Here is a 16,484-nt window from a genome sequence, read left to right as displayed (position 1 = left end):
TCGTCCGGTTCACCGGAGAACCGGATCGAGGGAGTATCCGAACGGAAAGTGATTTCGCCACCCGATGGGGTCACCGAAATTGTTTCCGGGGCGACCGGTGGATAGATTGCAGCGCAGCAGGCACGGGCTCCCCCATTTTGTCAGCGTGCCGGCAGGTATCCGGGGCCGTCGTCGCACGGGCTCGAGACTCATCAGGAGAAGAACTGTGCTGAAGAAGGCCGGAATCATCGTCGCGGCGTCCGCCGCCACCCTGCTCGCGGTCAGCCCGCTGGCGTTCGCCGGCGACTACGCCGCCGAGAGCTCGAAGGACGCGAAGCACCACGGCTCGCACGACGGCGGCGCGATCGACAAGAGCGCCGACGGCGGCCTGGTCGGCGCCCTGAACGGCAACAACGTGAACGTGCCGATCCAGGTCTGCAACAACAACATCCCGGTGAACGTGCTCGGCGGGCAGGTCCCGGTCGAGAGCGGCGCGCTGCTCAACGGCCTGACCGGCGCCCTGGGCCTCGGCGGCGACGCGAAGACCAAGTCCGGCGACTCGGTCACCGACCAGTCCGACGCCTGCGCGCAGGAGTCCGGCTCGGGCGACGCGATCGGCTGATCCACCGCTCTTCCCCGTGCCCCCGCCGACCGTCCCGGTCGGCGGGGGCACGCGCACGTCCGGGACCGGGCGGCCTCAGCCCGCCGCCCGGCGCTGGTCGCGCCGGGCCCGGGCGTCGCTCCAGCGCCGCCGCTCCTCGTCGGTGGTGGGCACCAGCTCCGGCACCGGCACCGGGCGGCGGTGCTCGTCCATCGCGACCATCGTGAAGTAGCAGCTGTTCGCGTGCCGCTGGGTGTGCTCGGTGATGTTCTCGGTGGTCACCCGGATCCCGACCTCCATCGAGCTGCGGCCGGTGTGGTTGACCGACGCCTGGAACGTCACCAGCTCCCCGATGTAGATCGGCTCGCGGAAGCGCACCCGGTCCACCGACAGCGTCACGACGTAGGTCTGTGCCCAGCGGCTGGCACAGCTGAAGGCGACCTGGTCGAGCAGCTTGAGGATGGATCCACCGTGGACGTTGCCGGAGAAGTTGGCCATGTCCGGGGTCATCAGGACGGTCATCGCGAGCTGGTGGCGGGGCAGCCCCCCGGGAGCGGTCACCCGTCGGAGGTTAGCGGTCCCGGCGCGGGTGTCCCGAACGTTGCGATCCGGGCGGTCCGGCACGATCGGCCGGGCGTCGCGCGCGGACCATCTTGCGCACCTCGATCCAGGACACCGCGACGACCGGCACCAGCACCGCCGCGAGCCACTGGCCGCCGGTCAGCGGGACCAGCCGCAGCGCCTCGCGCAGCGGGTCCACCGTCGTCACCACGACCAGCGACGCCGCCGTGACCAGCGTCCACAGTGGCAGGAACCGGTTGGAGAGCAGGCCGGCCCGCAGCAGCGGCGTGCGCTCGGTCCGCATCACCCAGGCCAGCGCGAGATAGCCCGACATCCAGCCGACGAAGGCGAGCGTCTGGGCGGTCGCGGCGTCCGTCCCGGTGAAGGAGGAGACCAGGTAGAGCCCGCCGACCGCGGCGAACAGCGACGCGCCGCCGGCCAGCAGGTCGGTCACCAGCGGCCGGTCCAGGAAGCGGTCCGTCCGGCCGCGCGGCCGCCGGTCCATGGCGTCCCGCTCGCTGCGCTCCGCGGCGAAGGTCGCCGTCCCCGCGACGTCCATGTACATCTCCAGCACGACGATCTGGATCGGCGCGAACGGGATCGGCAGGCCGGCGGCGACCCCGGCTGCGGCCGTCGCGACCAGGCCCGCCTTGCAGGCCAGGTAGTACTTCACGCCCTTGCGCAGGTTGTCGTGCAGCGTGCGGCCCTCGCGCAGCGCGCGGGTGAGGGTGGAGACGTCGTCGTCGGCGAGGACGAGATCGGCGGCGTCCCGGGCGACGTCGGTGCCCGACGATCCCATCGCGACGCCGACGTCGGCGCGGGCCAGCGCGGGGGCGTCGTTCACCCCGTCGCCGGTCACCGCGACCACCTCCCCGCCGTCCTGCAGCGCGGTGACCAGCCGCAGCTTGTGCGCGGGCGTCACCCGGGCGAACAGGGTCACCCGGGTGACCGCGGCGGCGAGCCCGTCGTCGTCGAGCAGGTCCAGCTCGGGGCCGGTCAGCAGCTCGTCGCCGTCGATCCCGACCTGCCCGGCGATCGCCCGGGCGCACGCCGGATGGTCGCCGGTCACCATCAGCACCCGGATGCCGGCGCGGTGCGCCGCGGCGACCGCGTCCGCCGCGCCGGGCCGGGGCGGGTCGGACAGCGCGACCAGGCCGATGAGCTCCAGGTCCCGCTCGGCGTCCTCCACCCGGGTGGGGATCTCCGCGGCCGTCCGGCCGGCGACGGCGATCACCCGCAGGCCGCGGGCCGCCAGCTGCTCGGCCCGGGCGAGCACGGCCGGGTCCGCGTCGCGGCACCGGCCGAGCACGGACTCCGGGGCGCCGGTGGTGACCACCCGGCGGTCCGGCAGCACCACCGTCATCGAATCGCGGACCGGGTCGAAGGCGAACCGGTGCACCGGTTCCGGCGGCGGTGCCAGACCGCGGTCCCGGGCGGCGACCAGGAACGCGACATCGGTCGGGTCGCCGGCCCAGCCACCGTCCGGTTCCGGGGTGGCCTCGGTGCAGGCCGCCCCGGCGGCGAGCAGCTCGTCGGCGCTGCCGCGCACCGCTTCGGCGTGGTCGACGGCCATCCGGTTCTCGGTCAGCGTGCCGGTCTTGTCGGTGGCGATGACGGTAACCGCGCCGAGCGACTCGGCGGCGCGCAGCCTGCGGACCAGCCCGCGGCGCCGGGACAGCCGGTACGCGCCGAGGCCCAGCACCAGGCTGATGATGATCGGCAGCTCCTCCGGGACGGTCGCGAACGCGAGCGTCAGCCCGGTCAGCACCATCTCCCGCCACGGCTGCCCGCTCAGCACGCCGATCAGCGGGACCAGCACGCTGAACGCGATCGCCAGCGTCGCGAGCGCCTTCGACAGGTCGCGCATGGCCTGCTGCAGCGGGGTGCGCGGCGGCCGCCCGGCGACGACCAGGCCGGTGATCGCGCCGAGCTCGGTGGCGGTCCCGGTGGCGACGACGACGCCGCGGGCCCGCCCGGCGACGACGGTCGTCCCGGCGAAGGCCAGGTTGGCGCGGTCGCCGAGCGCGGCGGTCTCGTCGAGCACCCGCCGGGCGTCCTTGGCGGCGGCGACCGACTCGCCGGTCAGCGCGGACTCGTCGATCCGCAGGCCCCAGGTCTCGGTCAGCCGGACGTCCGCGGCGACCCGGGTGCCCGCCGCCAGCGGCAGCACGTCGCCGGGCACCAGGTCCTCGGTCGGCACCGAGCGGGTGCGGCCGCCGCGCAGCACCGGCGTGGTCGGCGCGGTCAGCGTGCCGAGCGCGGCGATCACCGACTTCGCGCGGAACTCGGCGAACACCTCGACCAGCACGACCACCACGATGATCGCGACGATGGCGACGGTGTCCTCGAGCCGGCCCCAGATGCCGTAGAGCACCGCCACCGCGACCAGCAGCAGCATCATCGGCTCGGTGATCTCGTCGGCGAGCACCTGCCGGAAGGTGACCCGGCGCGGCAGGATCCACCGGTTCGGGCCGTGCTCGGCGAGCCGGGCGGCGGCCAGCTCGTCGTCCAGCCCGACGGCCGGGTCGGTGCCGAGGTCCTCCGCGACCGCGCCCGCGGTGGCGGAGTGGGCGCTCATTCCTCGCGCGGCGGCAGGTCCGGCGCGACACCCTCGGCGCGGTAGACGGCCTCGGTGAAGGCCTCCAACGACCGGCGGCAGCGGTCCAACATGGACTCGGCGTCCTTGATCCGCTCGTCCGGGAAGAAGTCCCGGGCGGCGATCTTGGCGAGCCAGCCGGTGAGCCGGTCGAGGTCCTGCTCGTTCTCCTCCAGCTCGGCGAAGGAGAAGTTGTCCCGCGCCGACTCCTTCTCCAGCTCGGCGAGCAGCGCGCCGGTGCGTTCGGCGAACTCGGCGAACTCCTTGGCCCGCTCGGCGCGGAACCGGGCGACGATGCCGTCGTCGTCACGGGCGACGGTCTCCATCGCGTACGCGGTGCCGCCGTGCTCCCGGACGTAGCCGGCGAGGCCCTCGACGAACTCGCGGTGCGCGTCGGTGGCGGGCAGCACCCACGCGCCGTTCTGCAGGCCGACGGCGCCGGCGGCCCGGGCACGCCGCCACAGCGTCACCCGCGGACTCGACGGCGAGGCCGGCAACTGGGCGAGCAACAGGACCCAGCCCTCGGTTGGCATGCCAGGGACGCTACGGGCGGGGTCAAGCACATGCAACAGGTGTTTCATCGACGGTGGCAGCTCCCGGCCCGGGACGGCAGGCTGTCCCCATGCCCGACCCCGCGTCCCGGCTCGGCCTCGGCCTGGCCGCCATCGCCCGCCCCGCCTACATCACCTCCGGCCGCGCCGAGCGGCTCGGCGCCGACCGGGACGTCGAGACCCTGCGGGCGCGCACCCACGAGCTGCTCGACGCGGGCCACGCGGCGGGCATCCGCTATCTCGACGTCGCCCGCTCCTACGGTCGTGCGGAGGAGTTCCTGGCCGGCTGGCTGGCCGCCCACCCGGAGATCGACGACGTCGAGATCGGCTCCAAGTGGGGGTACCGCTACGTCGGCGAGTGGCGGATGGACGCCGACCGGCACGAGATCAAGGACCACTCGCTGGACGCCTTCACCGAGCAGTACGCGCTGACCGGCCAGCTGCTCGGCGACCGGCTCGGGATCTACCACGTGCACTCGGCGACGCTGGACACCGGCGTGCTCGACGACGCCAGGGTGCACCGCGCGCTCGCCCACCTGCGCGACCGCGGCATCCGGGTCGGGATCTCCACCTCCGGCCCGGAGCAGGCCGACGCGGTGCGCCGAGCGCTGGACGTCCGGGTGGGCGGCGAGCCGCTGTTCACCTCGTTCCAGTCCACCTGGAACCCGCTCGAACCCTCGGCCGGGCCCGCACTCGCCGAGGCCGCCGACGCCGGTGCCCGGGTGATCGTCAAGGAGGTGTTCGCGAACGGCAGGCTGGCCCCGGGCGGTGACGCCGCCGCCGTCGCGCTCGCCGACCGGCTCGGCCTGCCGGTGGACCAGCTCGCCGTCGCCGCGGCGCTGGCCAACCCGTGGGCCTGGCGGGTGCTGCTCGGGCCGGTGGACACCGCGCAGCTCGCCAGCAACGTCGCCGGTGCGGCCCGGACGGTCCCGGCCGGTGCGGCGGACGAGCTCGCCGCCCTGGCCGAGCCGGCCGAGGCCTACTGGGCGGCCCGTTCGGCCCGCCCCTGGTCGTGACGCCGGAGCCCCCCGTACGGCTGATGGTTGCGCCGCGGACCGGTGCCGCGTTTCCCATGGGACGGACGCTCGTTTACCTTTCAGCCACCTGACGGCCGACGTCCCGACGCCCGTCCTGCGCCTCCCGTTCCCCGAACGACGCGGAGTCACGCGGGCCCGGTGCCGGGACGAATCCCCCGGCCGCGCAGAAGGAGGGGACATGACCGCCCAGCACCACCTGGCGCGCAGCGCCGACGAGGATCCGGCGACCGAGGTGATCCCGCGGTTCGACGAGCGCGAGGCGGGTGCGGCGCCGACCGGCGCCCGGGCGCCCGCGCCCGCCGAGCCCTCCCCGGCCGCGCAGCCGCCGGCCGGGGCACCACACCTGGCCCTGCTCCGGCCGTCCCGGGTGGTGGTGGCCGCCGGCGTGATCGCGGCGCTGCTGGCGACCGCCCACTTCGGGGCCGCCGTGTACGGGATCGGCCGGCCCGGGTTCGAGATCCCGGCGCCGATCCGGCTCGGCAACGAGCTGAACATCTCCACCTGGTTCAGCTCGGCGATGCACCTGGCGAACGCCGCGATCCTCGCGCTGATCGCGGCCAACTCGGTGCGCCGCGAGCGCTGGCGGTGGATCCTGCTGAGCCTGGCCTGCGCGGTCGTCGCGATGGACGAGACCGCCGCGAACCACGAGCAGGTCAGCTGGGTCATCCACACCACGTTCGGCACCAGCGGCCTGCTGACCTACGCCTGGATCATCCCGGCGTCGGTGCTGGTCCTGGTGCTCGCCGCGCTCTGCCTGCCGATGCTGCTGCGCCGCCCGGGCAGCTGGATCGTGGTGGCCGGTGCCGCCGTGTTCCTGTTCGGCGCGGTCGGCCTGGAGGCCGTCGGCGGGCTGGTGTTCGAGCAGACCGGCGACGTGCACGCGTTCGGCTACAACCTGCTGGCCGGCGCCGAGGAGACCTGCGAGATGGCCGGGCTGGTGATCGCGATGGCCGGGCTGCTGCGGATGGCGGGCGGCAGCGGCCTGCGGATCGCCGGGACCACCTTCGTGGACGGTTCCCGCTAACCGACGCGGGTGGTCCGCTTCGGCTCCACCAGCCGCAGCACCAGCTCGGTCCGGCCGCCGTCGGCGCCGAGCGCCGCCCGCAGCCGGGGCAGTGCGTGGTCGTCGATCAGGTCGCGCAGCGCGGCCAGGTCGGCCCCGGTCTCCGCGGTGACGTCCAGGTGCACCTCGGGCCGGGCCCGGTCGCCGACGAGCACGGCGGCCGCCCGCTGGACGCCGTCGTAGGACTCGACGTCGGCGGCGAGCGCGGCGGCGGCGTGATCGGAGTGCAGCCGGGTGATCCCGGCGTCGCGGCCGGCGACCTGCGCCGCGGGCAGCGTCCAGTCCGAGGTCCGCGGCCGGCGCCGGGCCTGGGCCAGCAGCCAGCGCAGGGCCAGCAGCCCGACGACGACGGCCGCGCCCAGCGTCACCCACGGCACCCAGGGCGGCGGATCGAGCGCGGCGGGCAGCAGCGGCACCGAGGGATCGAGACCGGGCAGCAGCGCCCGCAGCGATCCGGTGCCGAACGCCAGCCCGGCCGCGCCCGCCACCAGCAGCACGAGGCCGATCAGCAGCAGCAGGCTCCGGTTGAGGCGGGCCGGGCGATTGGCGGCGGCCATCACGACTCCTTCGTTCCGGTGACCTTCACCCGGACCCGCGGGCTGCGGGCCGGGCCGATCGCGGCGAGCCGCTCGGACACCGCGTCCCGGACGGCGGTGCGCAGCGCGGTCGCGTCGCCGAACGACGCGTGCGCCGACACCGTCGCCCGGCGGCGGGTGCTGGACACGTTCGCCCGGGCGATCCCGTCGACGCCGGTGGCGGCGTCGGACAGCGCCCGGTCCAGGCTGCGCCGGGTGATGCCGGTGTCGGTCGCGGCGGCGCCGTCCCGGCCGGCCAGCGGCAGCACGGTGGGGGTGCCGGGCCGCAGCGCGACCAGGACCAGGACGAGACCGGCCAGCGCGAGCACCCCGGACAGCACCAGGAACGCGACGTCGGCGCCGGTCAGGCCGGCCGCGAGCGCGTTCAGGTCGGTGAACGGCAGCACCGGCTGCTGCCCGAGCAGCTGCTGCACCACGGCCACCGCCAGCAGCACGCAGACCGCCAGCAGCACCAGCGCGACCAGCGACGCGGCGACCGAGCGGCGGGGACGGCGGATCATGCGAGATCCCTCCCCGTCGAGGCCGACCGCGGGTGGGTCAGCGCGGCGACCGCGATGTCCACCCGGGCCACGTCCAGGCCGGTCAGCGACTGCACCTGCTGCACGACGTGTGCGCGGGCCCGGTCGCAGGTCGCGGCGACCGGGGACGGGTAGCCGACCGAGATCCGGGCGTCGAGCCGGACCGACCGGCCGGACACCGAGGCGGTCACCCGGGGGCGGCCGCCGCTCTCGTCGCGGCCGAGCATCCGGTCGACGGTCCCGGTCGCGCCGCCGACACCGTCGGTCTCGGCGAGCGCGGCGACCGCGATCTTCTCGACGACCTGGTCGGCCACGTCGACCCGGCCGCGCTGCTCGGCGGCCGGATCGACGGTGGGTGCGCCGGGTGACTCCGGGACGGTGGTGGTCACGGCCGGATCACCGGACCCGGTCGGAACCGCGCCCGGTCAGCCCGGAGCGCTCGGAGAGCTCGGTCAGGTCGAGCCCGCCGTCCAGCCAGCGTCCGGCGAGCAGGCCGCCCGCACCCAGTACGAGTGCGACGACGAACCCGCCGAACCCGCCGACCACCCCGGCGATACCGAGGAGCAGGCCGGCGAGCAGGCCGATCTGGGTGTTGGTGATAGTGGGCATCGCGGTCACGTCCTTGAAGAGGTGGATGGAGCCGGGTGGATGGAGCTCCGGCGGCGGTTCAGCCGCGGTCCGCGGACGGGTGCTCGATCTCGCCGGTGGCCGGTGTCGAGTCCGATGGCCGGACGGGTGCCGGTTCGGTCTCGCCGGCGTAGTCGCCGACCACCACGTCCACCCGGGCCGACCCGACGATCGGGCGCAGCGCGGTGCGGACCTGGTCGGCGATCTCGGCGACCGCCGCCGGGTAGCGCCCGACGACGTGCACCTCGACCTGCACGCCGACCGGATCGCCGTCCGGTGTGGACCGCAGACGGACGCCGCCGATCCGGCGGCCGGGCAGGTAGGTTGCTACCTCGCCGAACCGGCCGCCGTGCAGCCGGGCCACCGCGGGGCAGCTCAGCGTGGCGACGGCGATCCGGTCGGCATCGGTTCCGGCCGCGGCGACCGGGGCGTTCACGCCACCCGCGACGGGGTGTCGATCCGCTTCGTCTCCTTGGCGTCCTCGTGGTCGTCGTCGGACGGCAGGTGCACGTCGTCGACCGAGATGTTGACCTCGACGACCTCGAGCCCGGTCATCCGCTCCAGCGCGGAGATGACGTTGCGGCGCACGGCCTTCGCCAGGTCCGCGATGGACACGCCGTACTCGACGACGACGTTGATGTCGACCGCGGCCTGCTTCTCGCCGACCTCGACCGAGACGCCCTGCGAGGCGTTGGTGGTGCCGCCCGGGATGCGCTCGCGCAGCGCGCCGAACGCGCGGGCCGCGCCGCCGCCGAGTGCGTAGATGCCGTTGACCTCGCGGGCGGCCAGCCCGGCGATCTTCGAGACGACGGTCTCGGCGATCCGGGTGCTGCCGTGCTCGGACTGCAGGGCCGACGGGGTGCCGGTGACGGCCGGGGCCTTCGCTGCGGTGGTCTTCGCGTCGGTGGTGGTGCTCATGGTGTTCACGCCTCCTGATCGTGGCCCGAGATCCGTCGGGCCGGGTGAGGGAACCGGATCGGGCCTGGTGACATCCAGTGCCCCGTTGATCCGCCCGACACACGTGTGAGGCCCCGCAACGGCCGATCCTCACGCGAAGGTGTGAGTGACCGTGGTCACTATCGTGGAGGGAGGCCGATCGTCCAGGCGGTGACCTCGCGCAGCGCCACCTGCCAGCAGGCCGGATCGACGTAGTTCGGCCCGGCCGCCGCCGTCGGCACGATCAGCGCGTCGGTGAAGTAGATCCAGTGGATGTCCTTCACCGGGACGTCCACGCCGGGGCGCTCGTCGCCGCGGCCGTCGGCCATGTCGTCGAACATCTGCGCCATCGCCTGCGCCGACTCGTTGCGCGGGTCGTCGGCGGTCAGGCCGCGCAGCTGGTCGCCGAGCCGGCGCAGCCAGGCGGCGGGATGCACCGCGTTGCCGAACACCAGCCCGGCCGGGGTCGCGACGGTGAGCGGGACGCTGTTGCGCTCGTCGCGGTAGGCGACCGAGAGCACCGCCTGCAGGTAGCTGGGCGCCGAGAGCTCCGGGATCGTCACCACCCGCCGGGCGTCGGCCATCCCGGCGGGACCGTCCGCGTCGACCGTCATGGGGCGCAACGCTAACTGCGTTCGCGCAGGCCGCGACAGGTCCACGTCGCCCTGACGACAACTGCCGGACGGTCCAGCGGACGCTCTGCCGTCCGGTGCAGCCCGGTACTCAGGAACGCGGGCGGGCGGGTGCGTCGGTGCCCGCGGTGCGCGGCTGCGGCACCGCCGCCGCACCGCCGACCGGCGGCTGCGCGGTGACCGGCCGCACGACCAGCGAGAACCGGGCCCCGGCCGCCCCGGGGCCGACCCCCTCGACGGTCTCCTGCCGGCGGGCGTCCAGGCCGCGCGCGGTGCCGGCCGCGTGCAGCCCGTCGTGCACCGCGTCGGCGGTGTTCACCTGCCCGAAGTCGCCGCGGTAGTGGTAGGCCAGCAGCGCACCGCCCGGCCGCAGCCGGTCCAGCAGGGCCGCGATGCCGACCCGCAGGGTCACCGGCTCCCAGTAGTAGAGGACGTCGCTGCAGACGATCAGGTCGAACGTTCCGTCCGGCATCTCGCGCGGCAGCGTCCGGCGGACGAACGTCCCCGACGGGACCCGGGCGGCCGCCCGCTCCACCGCCGCGGTGCAGATGTCCACGCCGAGCAGCGCGTCGGCGTGCCCGGCGAGCCGCACCGACAGGTCGCCCTCGCCGCAGCCGACCTCCAGCACCCGCCGGAACCGGCGGCCGGACAGCGCGTCCATCACGGCGGCGTACTTCTGCTGCTCGTAGGGGTTGAGCCCGATCGAGTACGGATCCGGATGCCGGTAGAGCCGGTCGTGCGTGCGCCGCCCCCAGCCGGGCTGCCAGAGCCAGGTCTGCCCGGCCCAGCGCGGGTCCGCGTCGTCCCGGCCGAGCCGGGCGAGGCCGCGGACCGGCGCCGCGGTGGCCCGGACCCCCGCGCTGAGCGTCAGCCGGGCGGCCCGGCGGGCGAGTGCGACCGGCGACGGGCGTGCGGTCTGGTCATCAGCCATCGGGGCGCTCCGGAAAGGGTGGGGAACGGGCGGTACGACCGGTGTGTCGCGCCTGGGCGGGTCGCGCGTTACCCGGAAGGCGGAGCAACCCCCGATGCGGTGATCGTCCGGGCCCGCGGTCAGCGCGCGGAGCTGCGGGCGGCGGCCTCGGCCGCGGCGCTGACCACCTGCACCTGGTCGCCGATCTGCAGGTGCTCGAAGTAGGCGCGGGCGTCGGCGTCGTCGAGGTGGATGCAGCCGGCCGACGCGCGTTCCGGGTCGCCGCCGTGGAAGGCGATCCCGCCGTCCTCGAAGAACACCGACCACGGCATCTGCGCGGGCCGGCCGTCGGCGCCGAGGAACTCCTGGCTGACGTGCGTGGCCTCCTTGCGGTAGACGCGCAGCGAGTGGCCGACCGGGGTCTCCCGGCCCTGCCCGCCGGAGGCGATCGGGACCGGGCCGCGGACCACCTTCCCGTCGGTGATCAGCCAGGACCGCTGGGTGTCCAGGTCGACGCAGGCGCTGGCGGTGATCGAGCAGGGGGTGCCCGGCACCAGCGGCTGGGACCAGGCCGCCAGTGCGGCCGGGGAGGCGGCGACGGCGGTGCCGCCGAGCGCGACGCCGGCGACGGCGGTGATGCCGAGCGCGAGTGCGGCGATGCGGCGGGTGCGCTGCCGGTCGGGGGTTGCGGCGGTGGGGGTGTCCATCCCGGGTGCTCCTCGTCGGTCCCGCGCCGCTCGGGGTGTGCGGCGCCGTGCGGTCGTCGTCGCACCGTCCGGTTGTCCGGCGCAAAGATCGACTTCTGGGGAGAGTCTGCCCGGTCGACGGGAGGCGCCCGCAGGCGGTGCGCCCCCGTCCCGATCGTCCCCGGCTGCCCGGCGTGCCCCGGAACGCGACGACGCCGGCGTCCCTGCGGCGGGGCGCCGGCGTCGGTCGGTGTGCGCGGGTGTGCGCGGGGTGCGCCGCTACTGCGGGGTCACCTCGGCCATCTCGTTCCACACGTCGCCGTCGATGTCCTGGTAGTTGATCTTCGGCTTCTCCGAGACCACGGTCGACATGAACGGGAAGAACGTCTGCGCGTGGTCGGTGTTGACGTGCGCCGTGCCGGCGTCGCCGTCGCGGAACACCTCCACGATCACGAACTCGTTCTCCTTCTCGACGTTCTCGTGGTAGTCGAAGGAGATGTTGCCCGGCTCCGAGTTCACGTTCTTCTTGTACTCGGAGATCCCGGACAGCCACTCGTCGCGCTTGTCGGGGCGGATCTGTGCCTTGAGGACGATGAGGATCACGCCGGCCTCCTGTTCACGGTCGTCTGTTCACGGTCGTCGGGAACGTCGCGGGCGATCCTTCCACGGACCGCCCCCGCCCGTGCGTCTCAATGCGGGACGCCCGGCGCGGGCGGCGGGGGCCGAAAACCGGCTGCGCGGGATACTCCGTCCGGCCTAGGGTCCGTCGGTTGTGAGCACCCCGGGGGCCGGTCCGACGTCCGCTCGTCCACGGTGGAGGACCGTGCTGTGGGTGCTGCACGGCCTGCTCCGGTTCCTGCTGATCGTCTGGATGATCCCCTACAGCTGGTCCAAGCTGAACCTGACGCAGATGGGCCGGCTGGACTACTCCGCGGCGCTGACCACGGTCGGCGAGAAGAGCCCGATGGGTCTGCTGTGGACGTTCATGGCGTACTCGCCGGTGGTCCAGTTCCTGGCCGGCCTGGCCGAGCTCGTCGTCGCGCTGCTGCTGGTGTTCCGGCGGACGGCGTGGCTCGGCGGCCTGCTCGGCACGGCGGCGCTGGGCACGGTCTTCCTGCTCAACATGACCTTCGACGTGCCGGTGAAGCAGCCCGCGCTGCTGCTCACGATCGGCTTCCTGCTGGTCGCGGTCCCGGAGCTGGGGCGGGTGCTGCGGTTCGTGGCCGGCCGTCCGGTCGCCGGGACCGAGGGGACGCCCCGGCTGCTGCCCTGGCCGCGGGTGCGGGCGGTGACCCGGTGGACGTCCCCGGCGCTCGGCGTGCTGGTCGTGCTGCTCGGCGGCGTCCTGTTCTGGCAGGGGCAGCCGCCGCGGGTGGAGTCGGAGCTGGCGCTGCCGGGCGTCTACCGGGTGGTCGAGGACCCGGCCCCGGCTGCGGCCCGGCTCGCCGACGACCCCCGCTGGCAGTCGGTCGCGTTCGGGCAGTGGGTGTACGACGGCCCGGAGATCCCGATCCCGAGCTACCCGGTCCCCGGGGCGGCCGGGCTGTCGGTCCGGCTCGCGAACGGCGATCTGGTCACCGGGAACTACCGGCCGGTCCGCGACGGCGTCGTCGAGGCCACGCTGCGGCCGGTGACCGCCGGGGCGCAGCCGATGTTCGGCGACACCGAGCGCACCGTCGAGCTGAGCTGGGAGGTCCGGCCGGACGGCCGGGTCGCACTGCGCGGCGACGGGCAGGACCTGCTGCTGGAGAGCGATCCGGAGCTGAGGTTCCTCTACGACCGCGGCTTCTCCTGGGACCTGGGCAACGAGGCCGCCGTCAACCGGTGAACCTAGGCTGGGACGCATGACGCAGGTCCGGCTCGGGCTCGCCGAGTGGACGGTCCTCGCCGTCACCGGCGAACGGCCGGTGCACGGCTTCGCGATCGCCGCGCTCACCGCCGCCGACGGGCACCTGGGCCGGGTCTGGCAGATCCCGCGGCCGGTGGTCTACCGGGCGATCGGGCGGCTGGTCGACGCCGGCCTGATCACCGCCGAGGCGGTCGAGACCGGCGGCGGGCCGCCGCGCACCCTCTACGCGTCCACCGCGTCCGGTCGCGAGCGCGTCGAGGCCTGGCTGGCCGCCCCGGTGCCGCACGTGCGGGACCTGCGCTCGGAGTTCCTGCTGAAGCTGGCCGTGCTGCACCGGCGCGGCGAGGACCCGGCGCCGCTGGTCGCGGCGCAGCGCCGGGAGCTGGAGCCGATCGTCGCGGCGCTGCGCAGCGAGCGGGACGGCACCGGGCAGGACGCCACCGGGGACTTCGACCGGATGCTCGTCACCTGGCGGCTGGTGTCCGCCGAGGCCGCGCTGGCCTTCCTCGACGAGATGTGATTCCGGCTTGACGACCCCGAACGGATACCGGATAGTTCTGATATCCAATCGGAGGGAGCGGGCGGATGGACCTGCGCATCGGGGACCGCGAGCGCGAGCAGGCGATCGACCAGCTCGGACGACACGTCGGGGACGGCCGCCTGGACCTGGCCGAGTTCACCGAGCGCAGCGGCCGGGTGACCGCGGCCCGCACCCGGGCCGAGCTGGCCGCCGTGCTGGCCGACCTGCCGCGACTGCCGGATCCGGCGCGCGCCGCCCGGGGCAGGCGGATCGCGCTCACCGCCGCCTGGGGCCCGTGGCTGCTCACCGGCCTGATCTGCCTGGTGGTCTGGACGGCCGTCGCGCTCGGCGGCGGGGGCCTGCACAGCTGGCCGCTGTGGGTGCTCGGGCCATGGGGTGCGCTGCTCGTGCTGGGCACCGTCGTGGCACCGGCGATGCCGGTCCCGCCGTCCTGGGATGGGCCGCGCCCGGAGCGGGTATGCCGGATGCATGGCCCGACGTGACCTGACCTGGATCCCGCGCCTGCTCGGCGCGGCCACCGCCGCCTACGGCGCGGCGATCACTGCCAAGCCGGAGCTGTTCCTGCGCCCCACCGGGCTGGTCGGCGACGGTGGCGAGCCGACCTCCGAGCAGCGGACGTTCACGATGGCGGTCGGCGGCCGGGACATCGCGTCCGGTCTGGCCATGCTGTTCGCGCCGGCCGGCACCCCGCTGAAGACGGCGATCGCCGTCCGGGTCGGTGCCGACGTCGCCGATCTCGCGGTGCTCGGCTCCCGGCTGCCCGACCGGGACGCCCGGGAGAAGGCGACCATGGTCGCGGCCGGCTGGGGTGCGCTCTGCGCGCTGTCGTTCCTCGCGGCCGGCCGGCCGCAGCGGGGGTTGCTCCGGCGCTGATCATCGGGTTGCTCCCGGCGCTCCGGCGCACCCCGGCATATGACAGCCGGGCCGGTCTCCACGATGATCGGCGGATGGCCACGAGTACCGGGGGCGACCCCCACCTGGAACGCGCGTACACGCTGAGCGGCCCGGACGACGCCCGTGCCCTCTACGACGACTGGGCCGCCACCTACGACGCCGACCTGACCGGCGACGCCCAGGGCTACGTCGCACCGTCGGTGACCGCCGACGCCGTCGTCGCCGCGGCCGGGACCGGCGGCGAGGTGCTGGACGCCGGCTGCGGCACCGGCCTGGTCGGCGTCGAGCTGAACCGGCGCGGGGTCGGCACGATCGACGGGCTGGACCTCTCGCCCGGGATGCTGGAGCAGGCCCGCGCGACCGGCGTCTACCGCGACCTGCGCGAGGCCGACCTGACGGCCGCGCTGGAGCTCCCGGACGACCGCTACGACGTCGTCGTCTGCGTCGGGACGCTCACCCACGCACACGTCGGGCCGTCGGCGCTGGCCGAGTTCGCCCGGGTGATCCGGCCGGGCGGGTTCCTGGTCGCGACCGTGCTGGACGACGTGTGGGAGTCCGGCGGCTACCGCGCCGAGGTGGACCGGCTGTGCGCGGGGGATCTCGTCGAGGCGGTCTCCATCGAGATCGCCCCCTACCGCTCCGGCCAGCAGGTGGACTGCCGGCTGCTGGTCCTGAGGGTGCGGTAGCGGTGAGCTCCGCGAGTGTCGATCGCGGCCCGGTCGTCGGGCGCCGCATCCTGATCGTGCTGCTGGCGCTCACCGCGCTGGTGCACGCCCGGCTGGCCGCCGGCACCGGCGCCGAGGGGCCGATCCTGGCCGCGCTGGACGGGATCGTCGCCATCGTCGCGGGTGTCGCGCTGGCCATGGTGGTCCGCCACGCCGACGCGACGGCGCTGCTGACCGCCGCCGTCGCGGGTGGTCTCGGGGTGGCGCTGTTCCTGGTGCCCGGCCTGGTCTCGGTCGCCGGCGGCGGTTCCTGGACGGCCTGGCTGGACCCGTGGATGTTCGGCGCGCTGCTGCTGGACGCGATGGTCGTCCGGGTCGCCGTGTTCACCATGCGCAAGGTCGGTGATCCGGGCCGGAAACCCCGCTGAACATCTCCGGAATGAAAGCAAGACGATCCGGGCGGTGATCGTCCGTGATCGTCGTTTTCCGGTTCTGACCTGCAACGACGGGTATTCTCGTTATCCCGGTGTGATACGTCACCGGGGCTCGGCTTGACCCGATCTCGGGATGTCGGCGACCTTCGTGGTCGCTCCCCGCCGTTCCGCGGTGGGAGCGTGCACCGAAGCGCCGGAACCACCACGCCAGGACGGCCCCGTCCCATGGTCACCGGCCAGTCGATCCGCCACGGACGGGACGGGGCCGCGGGCCACGGGCGCAGCTCCGTGAGACCGGACGTCGCTCCCCGCGTCGGACGGCCCGCCCGGAAAGCCGTGGGTCCGGATCCAGGTGAGAATCACGATGAGCAGCACCCGTATGTCCATCCGTGGGCGTTTTGTCGGAACTCTGACGGCCGGCATCCTCGCGTTCGGGGCCCCGCTCGCCCTGGCCGGCACCGCGAACGCCGCCCCCGAGACCTCGACCCCGGTCGCGCCGGCCGCCGCCGTCGCGCCCGGCCAGTCGGTGCCCACCTCCACGTGGGACAAGCTCGCCGAGTGCGAGTCCAGCGGCGACTGGAGCATCAACACCGGCAACGGCTACTCCGGTGGCCTGCAGTTCCTGCCGTCGACCTGGAAGGCGTACGGCGGCAGCGGCGAGGCGCACAACGCCAGCAAGGCCGAGCAGATCCGCGTCGCGGAGAACGTGCTCGAGGGCCAGGGCTGGGGCGCCTGGCCGTCCTGCGCCAGCCAGCTCGGCCTGCGCTGAGCCACGGCACCCGCGGGGACGGGCGGCGACCGGTGCGTC

23 protein-coding genes are annotated in these 16,484 nt (G+C 74.6%); 10 read left to right on the top strand and 13 right to left on the bottom strand.

What is annotated here, in order from left to right; translation table 11 throughout:
* The first annotated feature begins 205 nt into the window (after positions 1–205).
* Complete coding sequence (locus ABD160_RS12225; RefSeq protein WP_344021617.1) at positions 206–601, top strand: hypothetical protein; 396 nt, start codon at positions 206–208, stop codon at positions 599–601.
* Between the two features lie 75 nt (positions 602–676).
* On the opposite strand, the gene ABD160_RS12220 is transcribed toward ABD160_RS12225, so the two are convergent.
* Genes ABD160_RS12220 through ABD160_RS12210 form a run of 3 tightly spaced genes read right to left on the bottom strand, consistent with a single transcriptional unit; the run spans position 677 to position 4,270 of the window.
* On the bottom strand, positions 677–1,141 hold the full coding sequence (locus ABD160_RS12220; RefSeq protein WP_425563606.1) for an acyl-CoA thioesterase: 465 nt from the start codon (positions 1,139–1,141) through the stop codon (positions 677–679).
* Positions 1,142–1,151: 10 nt separating this feature from the next.
* Positions 1,152–3,719 carry a cation-translocating P-type ATPase gene (locus tag ABD160_RS12215; protein ID WP_344021615.1) on the bottom strand — a complete coding sequence of 856 codons (2,568 nt, stop codon included), beginning with the start codon at positions 3,717–3,719 and terminating at the stop codon, positions 1,152–1,154.
* On the bottom strand, positions 3,716–4,270 hold the full coding sequence (locus tag ABD160_RS12210; protein ID WP_344021613.1) for a Chromate resistance protein ChrB: 555 nt from the start codon (positions 4,268–4,270) through the stop codon (positions 3,716–3,718). The genes ABD160_RS12215 and ABD160_RS12210 overlap by 4 nt, the downstream gene beginning before the upstream one ends.
* A gap of 89 nt (positions 4,271–4,359) precedes the next feature.
* Here ABD160_RS12210 and ABD160_RS12205 point away from each other — a divergent pair, with 89 nt between their 5' ends.
* Together ABD160_RS12205 and ABD160_RS12200 are read left to right on the top strand one after the other, a co-directional pair.
* Positions 4,360–5,304 (top strand): aldo/keto reductase, encoded by a 945-nt coding sequence (locus ABD160_RS12205; RefSeq protein WP_344021611.1) that lies wholly within the window; start codon positions 4,360–4,362, stop codon positions 5,302–5,304.
* Between the two features lie 199 nt (positions 5,305–5,503).
* Positions 5,504–6,349, top strand: coding sequence for a hypothetical protein (locus tag ABD160_RS12200; RefSeq protein ID WP_344021609.1), 846 nt, complete (start codon positions 5,504–5,506; stop codon positions 6,347–6,349).
* On the opposite strand, the gene ABD160_RS12195 is transcribed toward ABD160_RS12200, so the two are convergent.
* The 10 genes from ABD160_RS12195 to ABD160_RS12150 all read right to left on the bottom strand — a co-directional run bounded on the left by ABD160_RS12195 (position 6,346) and on the right by ABD160_RS12150 (position 11,896).
* On the bottom strand, positions 6,346–6,945 hold the full coding sequence (locus ABD160_RS12195; protein WP_344021607.1) for an alkaline shock response membrane anchor protein AmaP: 600 nt from the start codon (positions 6,943–6,945) through the stop codon (positions 6,346–6,348). The two genes, ABD160_RS12200 and ABD160_RS12195, sit on opposite strands and share 4 nt — an antisense overlap.
* The gene (locus ABD160_RS12190) at positions 6,945–7,484 is read right to left on the bottom strand and encodes a DUF6286 domain-containing protein (RefSeq protein WP_344021605.1); all 540 of its coding nucleotides are present in this window, start codon (positions 7,482–7,484) and stop codon (positions 6,945–6,947) included. The genes ABD160_RS12195 and ABD160_RS12190 overlap by 1 nt, the downstream gene beginning before the upstream one ends.
* Positions 7,481–7,891: an Asp23/Gls24 family envelope stress response protein gene (locus tag ABD160_RS12185; RefSeq protein WP_344021603.1), complete on the bottom strand. Its 411-nt coding sequence runs from the start codon at positions 7,889–7,891 to the stop codon at positions 7,481–7,483. The genes ABD160_RS12190 and ABD160_RS12185 overlap by 4 nt, the downstream gene beginning before the upstream one ends.
* Before the next feature lie 7 nt (positions 7,892–7,898).
* A complete protein-coding gene (locus ABD160_RS12180) occupies positions 7,899–8,111 on the bottom strand; it encodes a hypothetical protein (RefSeq protein ID WP_425563605.1) in 213 nt (70 codons plus the stop codon).
* A gap of 58 nt (positions 8,112–8,169) precedes the next feature.
* Entirely contained in the window at positions 8,170–8,565 is a 396-nt protein-coding gene (locus ABD160_RS12175) for a hypothetical protein (protein ID WP_344021601.1), read from the bottom strand.
* On the bottom strand, positions 8,562–9,047 hold the full coding sequence (locus ABD160_RS12170) for an Asp23/Gls24 family envelope stress response protein (RefSeq protein WP_344021599.1): 486 nt from the start codon (positions 9,045–9,047) through the stop codon (positions 8,562–8,564). The genes ABD160_RS12175 and ABD160_RS12170 overlap by 4 nt, the downstream gene beginning before the upstream one ends.
* 158 nt (positions 9,048–9,205) lie before the next feature.
* Complete coding sequence (locus tag ABD160_RS12165; RefSeq protein ID WP_344021597.1) at positions 9,206–9,679, bottom strand: hypothetical protein; 474 nt, start codon at positions 9,677–9,679, stop codon at positions 9,206–9,208.
* Between the two features lie 109 nt (positions 9,680–9,788).
* On the bottom strand, positions 9,789–10,628 hold the full coding sequence (locus ABD160_RS12160; RefSeq protein WP_344021595.1) for a class I SAM-dependent DNA methyltransferase: 840 nt from the start codon (positions 10,626–10,628) through the stop codon (positions 9,789–9,791).
* A gap of 119 nt (positions 10,629–10,747) precedes the next feature.
* On the bottom strand, positions 10,748–11,314 hold the full coding sequence (locus ABD160_RS12155) for a L,D-transpeptidase (RefSeq protein WP_344021593.1): 567 nt from the start codon (positions 11,312–11,314) through the stop codon (positions 10,748–10,750).
* Between the two features lie 258 nt (positions 11,315–11,572).
* Positions 11,573–11,896, bottom strand: coding sequence for a putative quinol monooxygenase (locus ABD160_RS12150; protein ID WP_344021591.1), 324 nt, complete (start codon positions 11,894–11,896; stop codon positions 11,573–11,575).
* A gap of 220 nt (positions 11,897–12,116) precedes the next feature.
* Here ABD160_RS12150 and ABD160_RS12145 point away from each other — a divergent pair, with 220 nt between their 5' ends.
* The 7 genes from ABD160_RS12145 (at position 12,117) to ABD160_RS12115 (ending at position 16,445) form a co-directional block, all read left to right on the top strand.
* Positions 12,117–13,121 (top strand): hypothetical protein, encoded by a 1,005-nt coding sequence (locus ABD160_RS12145; RefSeq protein ID WP_344021589.1) that lies wholly within the window; start codon positions 12,117–12,119, stop codon positions 13,119–13,121.
* A 16-nt stretch (positions 13,122–13,137) separates the two neighbouring features.
* A complete protein-coding gene (locus tag ABD160_RS12140) occupies positions 13,138–13,662 on the top strand; it encodes a PadR family transcriptional regulator (protein ID WP_344021588.1) in 525 nt (174 codons plus the stop codon).
* 65 nt (positions 13,663–13,727) lie between these two features.
* Positions 13,728–14,165 (top strand): DUF1707 SHOCT-like domain-containing protein, encoded by a 438-nt coding sequence (locus tag ABD160_RS12135; RefSeq protein WP_344021586.1) that lies wholly within the window; start codon positions 13,728–13,730, stop codon positions 14,163–14,165.
* Positions 14,152–14,556, top strand: coding sequence for a hypothetical protein (locus ABD160_RS12130; RefSeq protein WP_344021584.1), 405 nt, complete (start codon positions 14,152–14,154; stop codon positions 14,554–14,556). Before ABD160_RS12135 ends, ABD160_RS12130 begins: the two co-directional genes overlap by 14 nt.
* 74 nt (positions 14,557–14,630) lie before the next feature.
* Positions 14,631–15,263, top strand: a complete 633-nt coding sequence (locus ABD160_RS12125) for a class I SAM-dependent DNA methyltransferase (protein ID WP_344021582.1) — start codon at positions 14,631–14,633, stop codon at positions 15,261–15,263.
* Between the two features lie 2 nt (positions 15,264–15,265).
* Positions 15,266–15,670 (top strand): hypothetical protein, encoded by a 405-nt coding sequence (locus ABD160_RS12120; protein WP_344021580.1) that lies wholly within the window; start codon positions 15,266–15,268, stop codon positions 15,668–15,670.
* A 370-nt stretch (positions 15,671–16,040) separates the two neighbouring features.
* Positions 16,041–16,445, top strand: a complete 405-nt coding sequence (locus tag ABD160_RS12115) for a transglycosylase family protein (protein ID WP_425563604.1) — start codon at positions 16,041–16,043, stop codon at positions 16,443–16,445.
* The last annotated feature ends 39 nt before the right edge of the window (positions 16,446–16,484 follow it).

The sequence above is a fragment of the Pseudonocardia kongjuensis genome (assembly GCF_039526905.1).
In the GTDB taxonomy this organism is placed as follows: Bacteria; Actinomycetota; Actinomycetes; order Mycobacteriales; family Pseudonocardiaceae; genus Pseudonocardia; species Pseudonocardia kongjuensis.
This window is presented reverse-complemented; position numbering and strand designations above follow the sequence as displayed.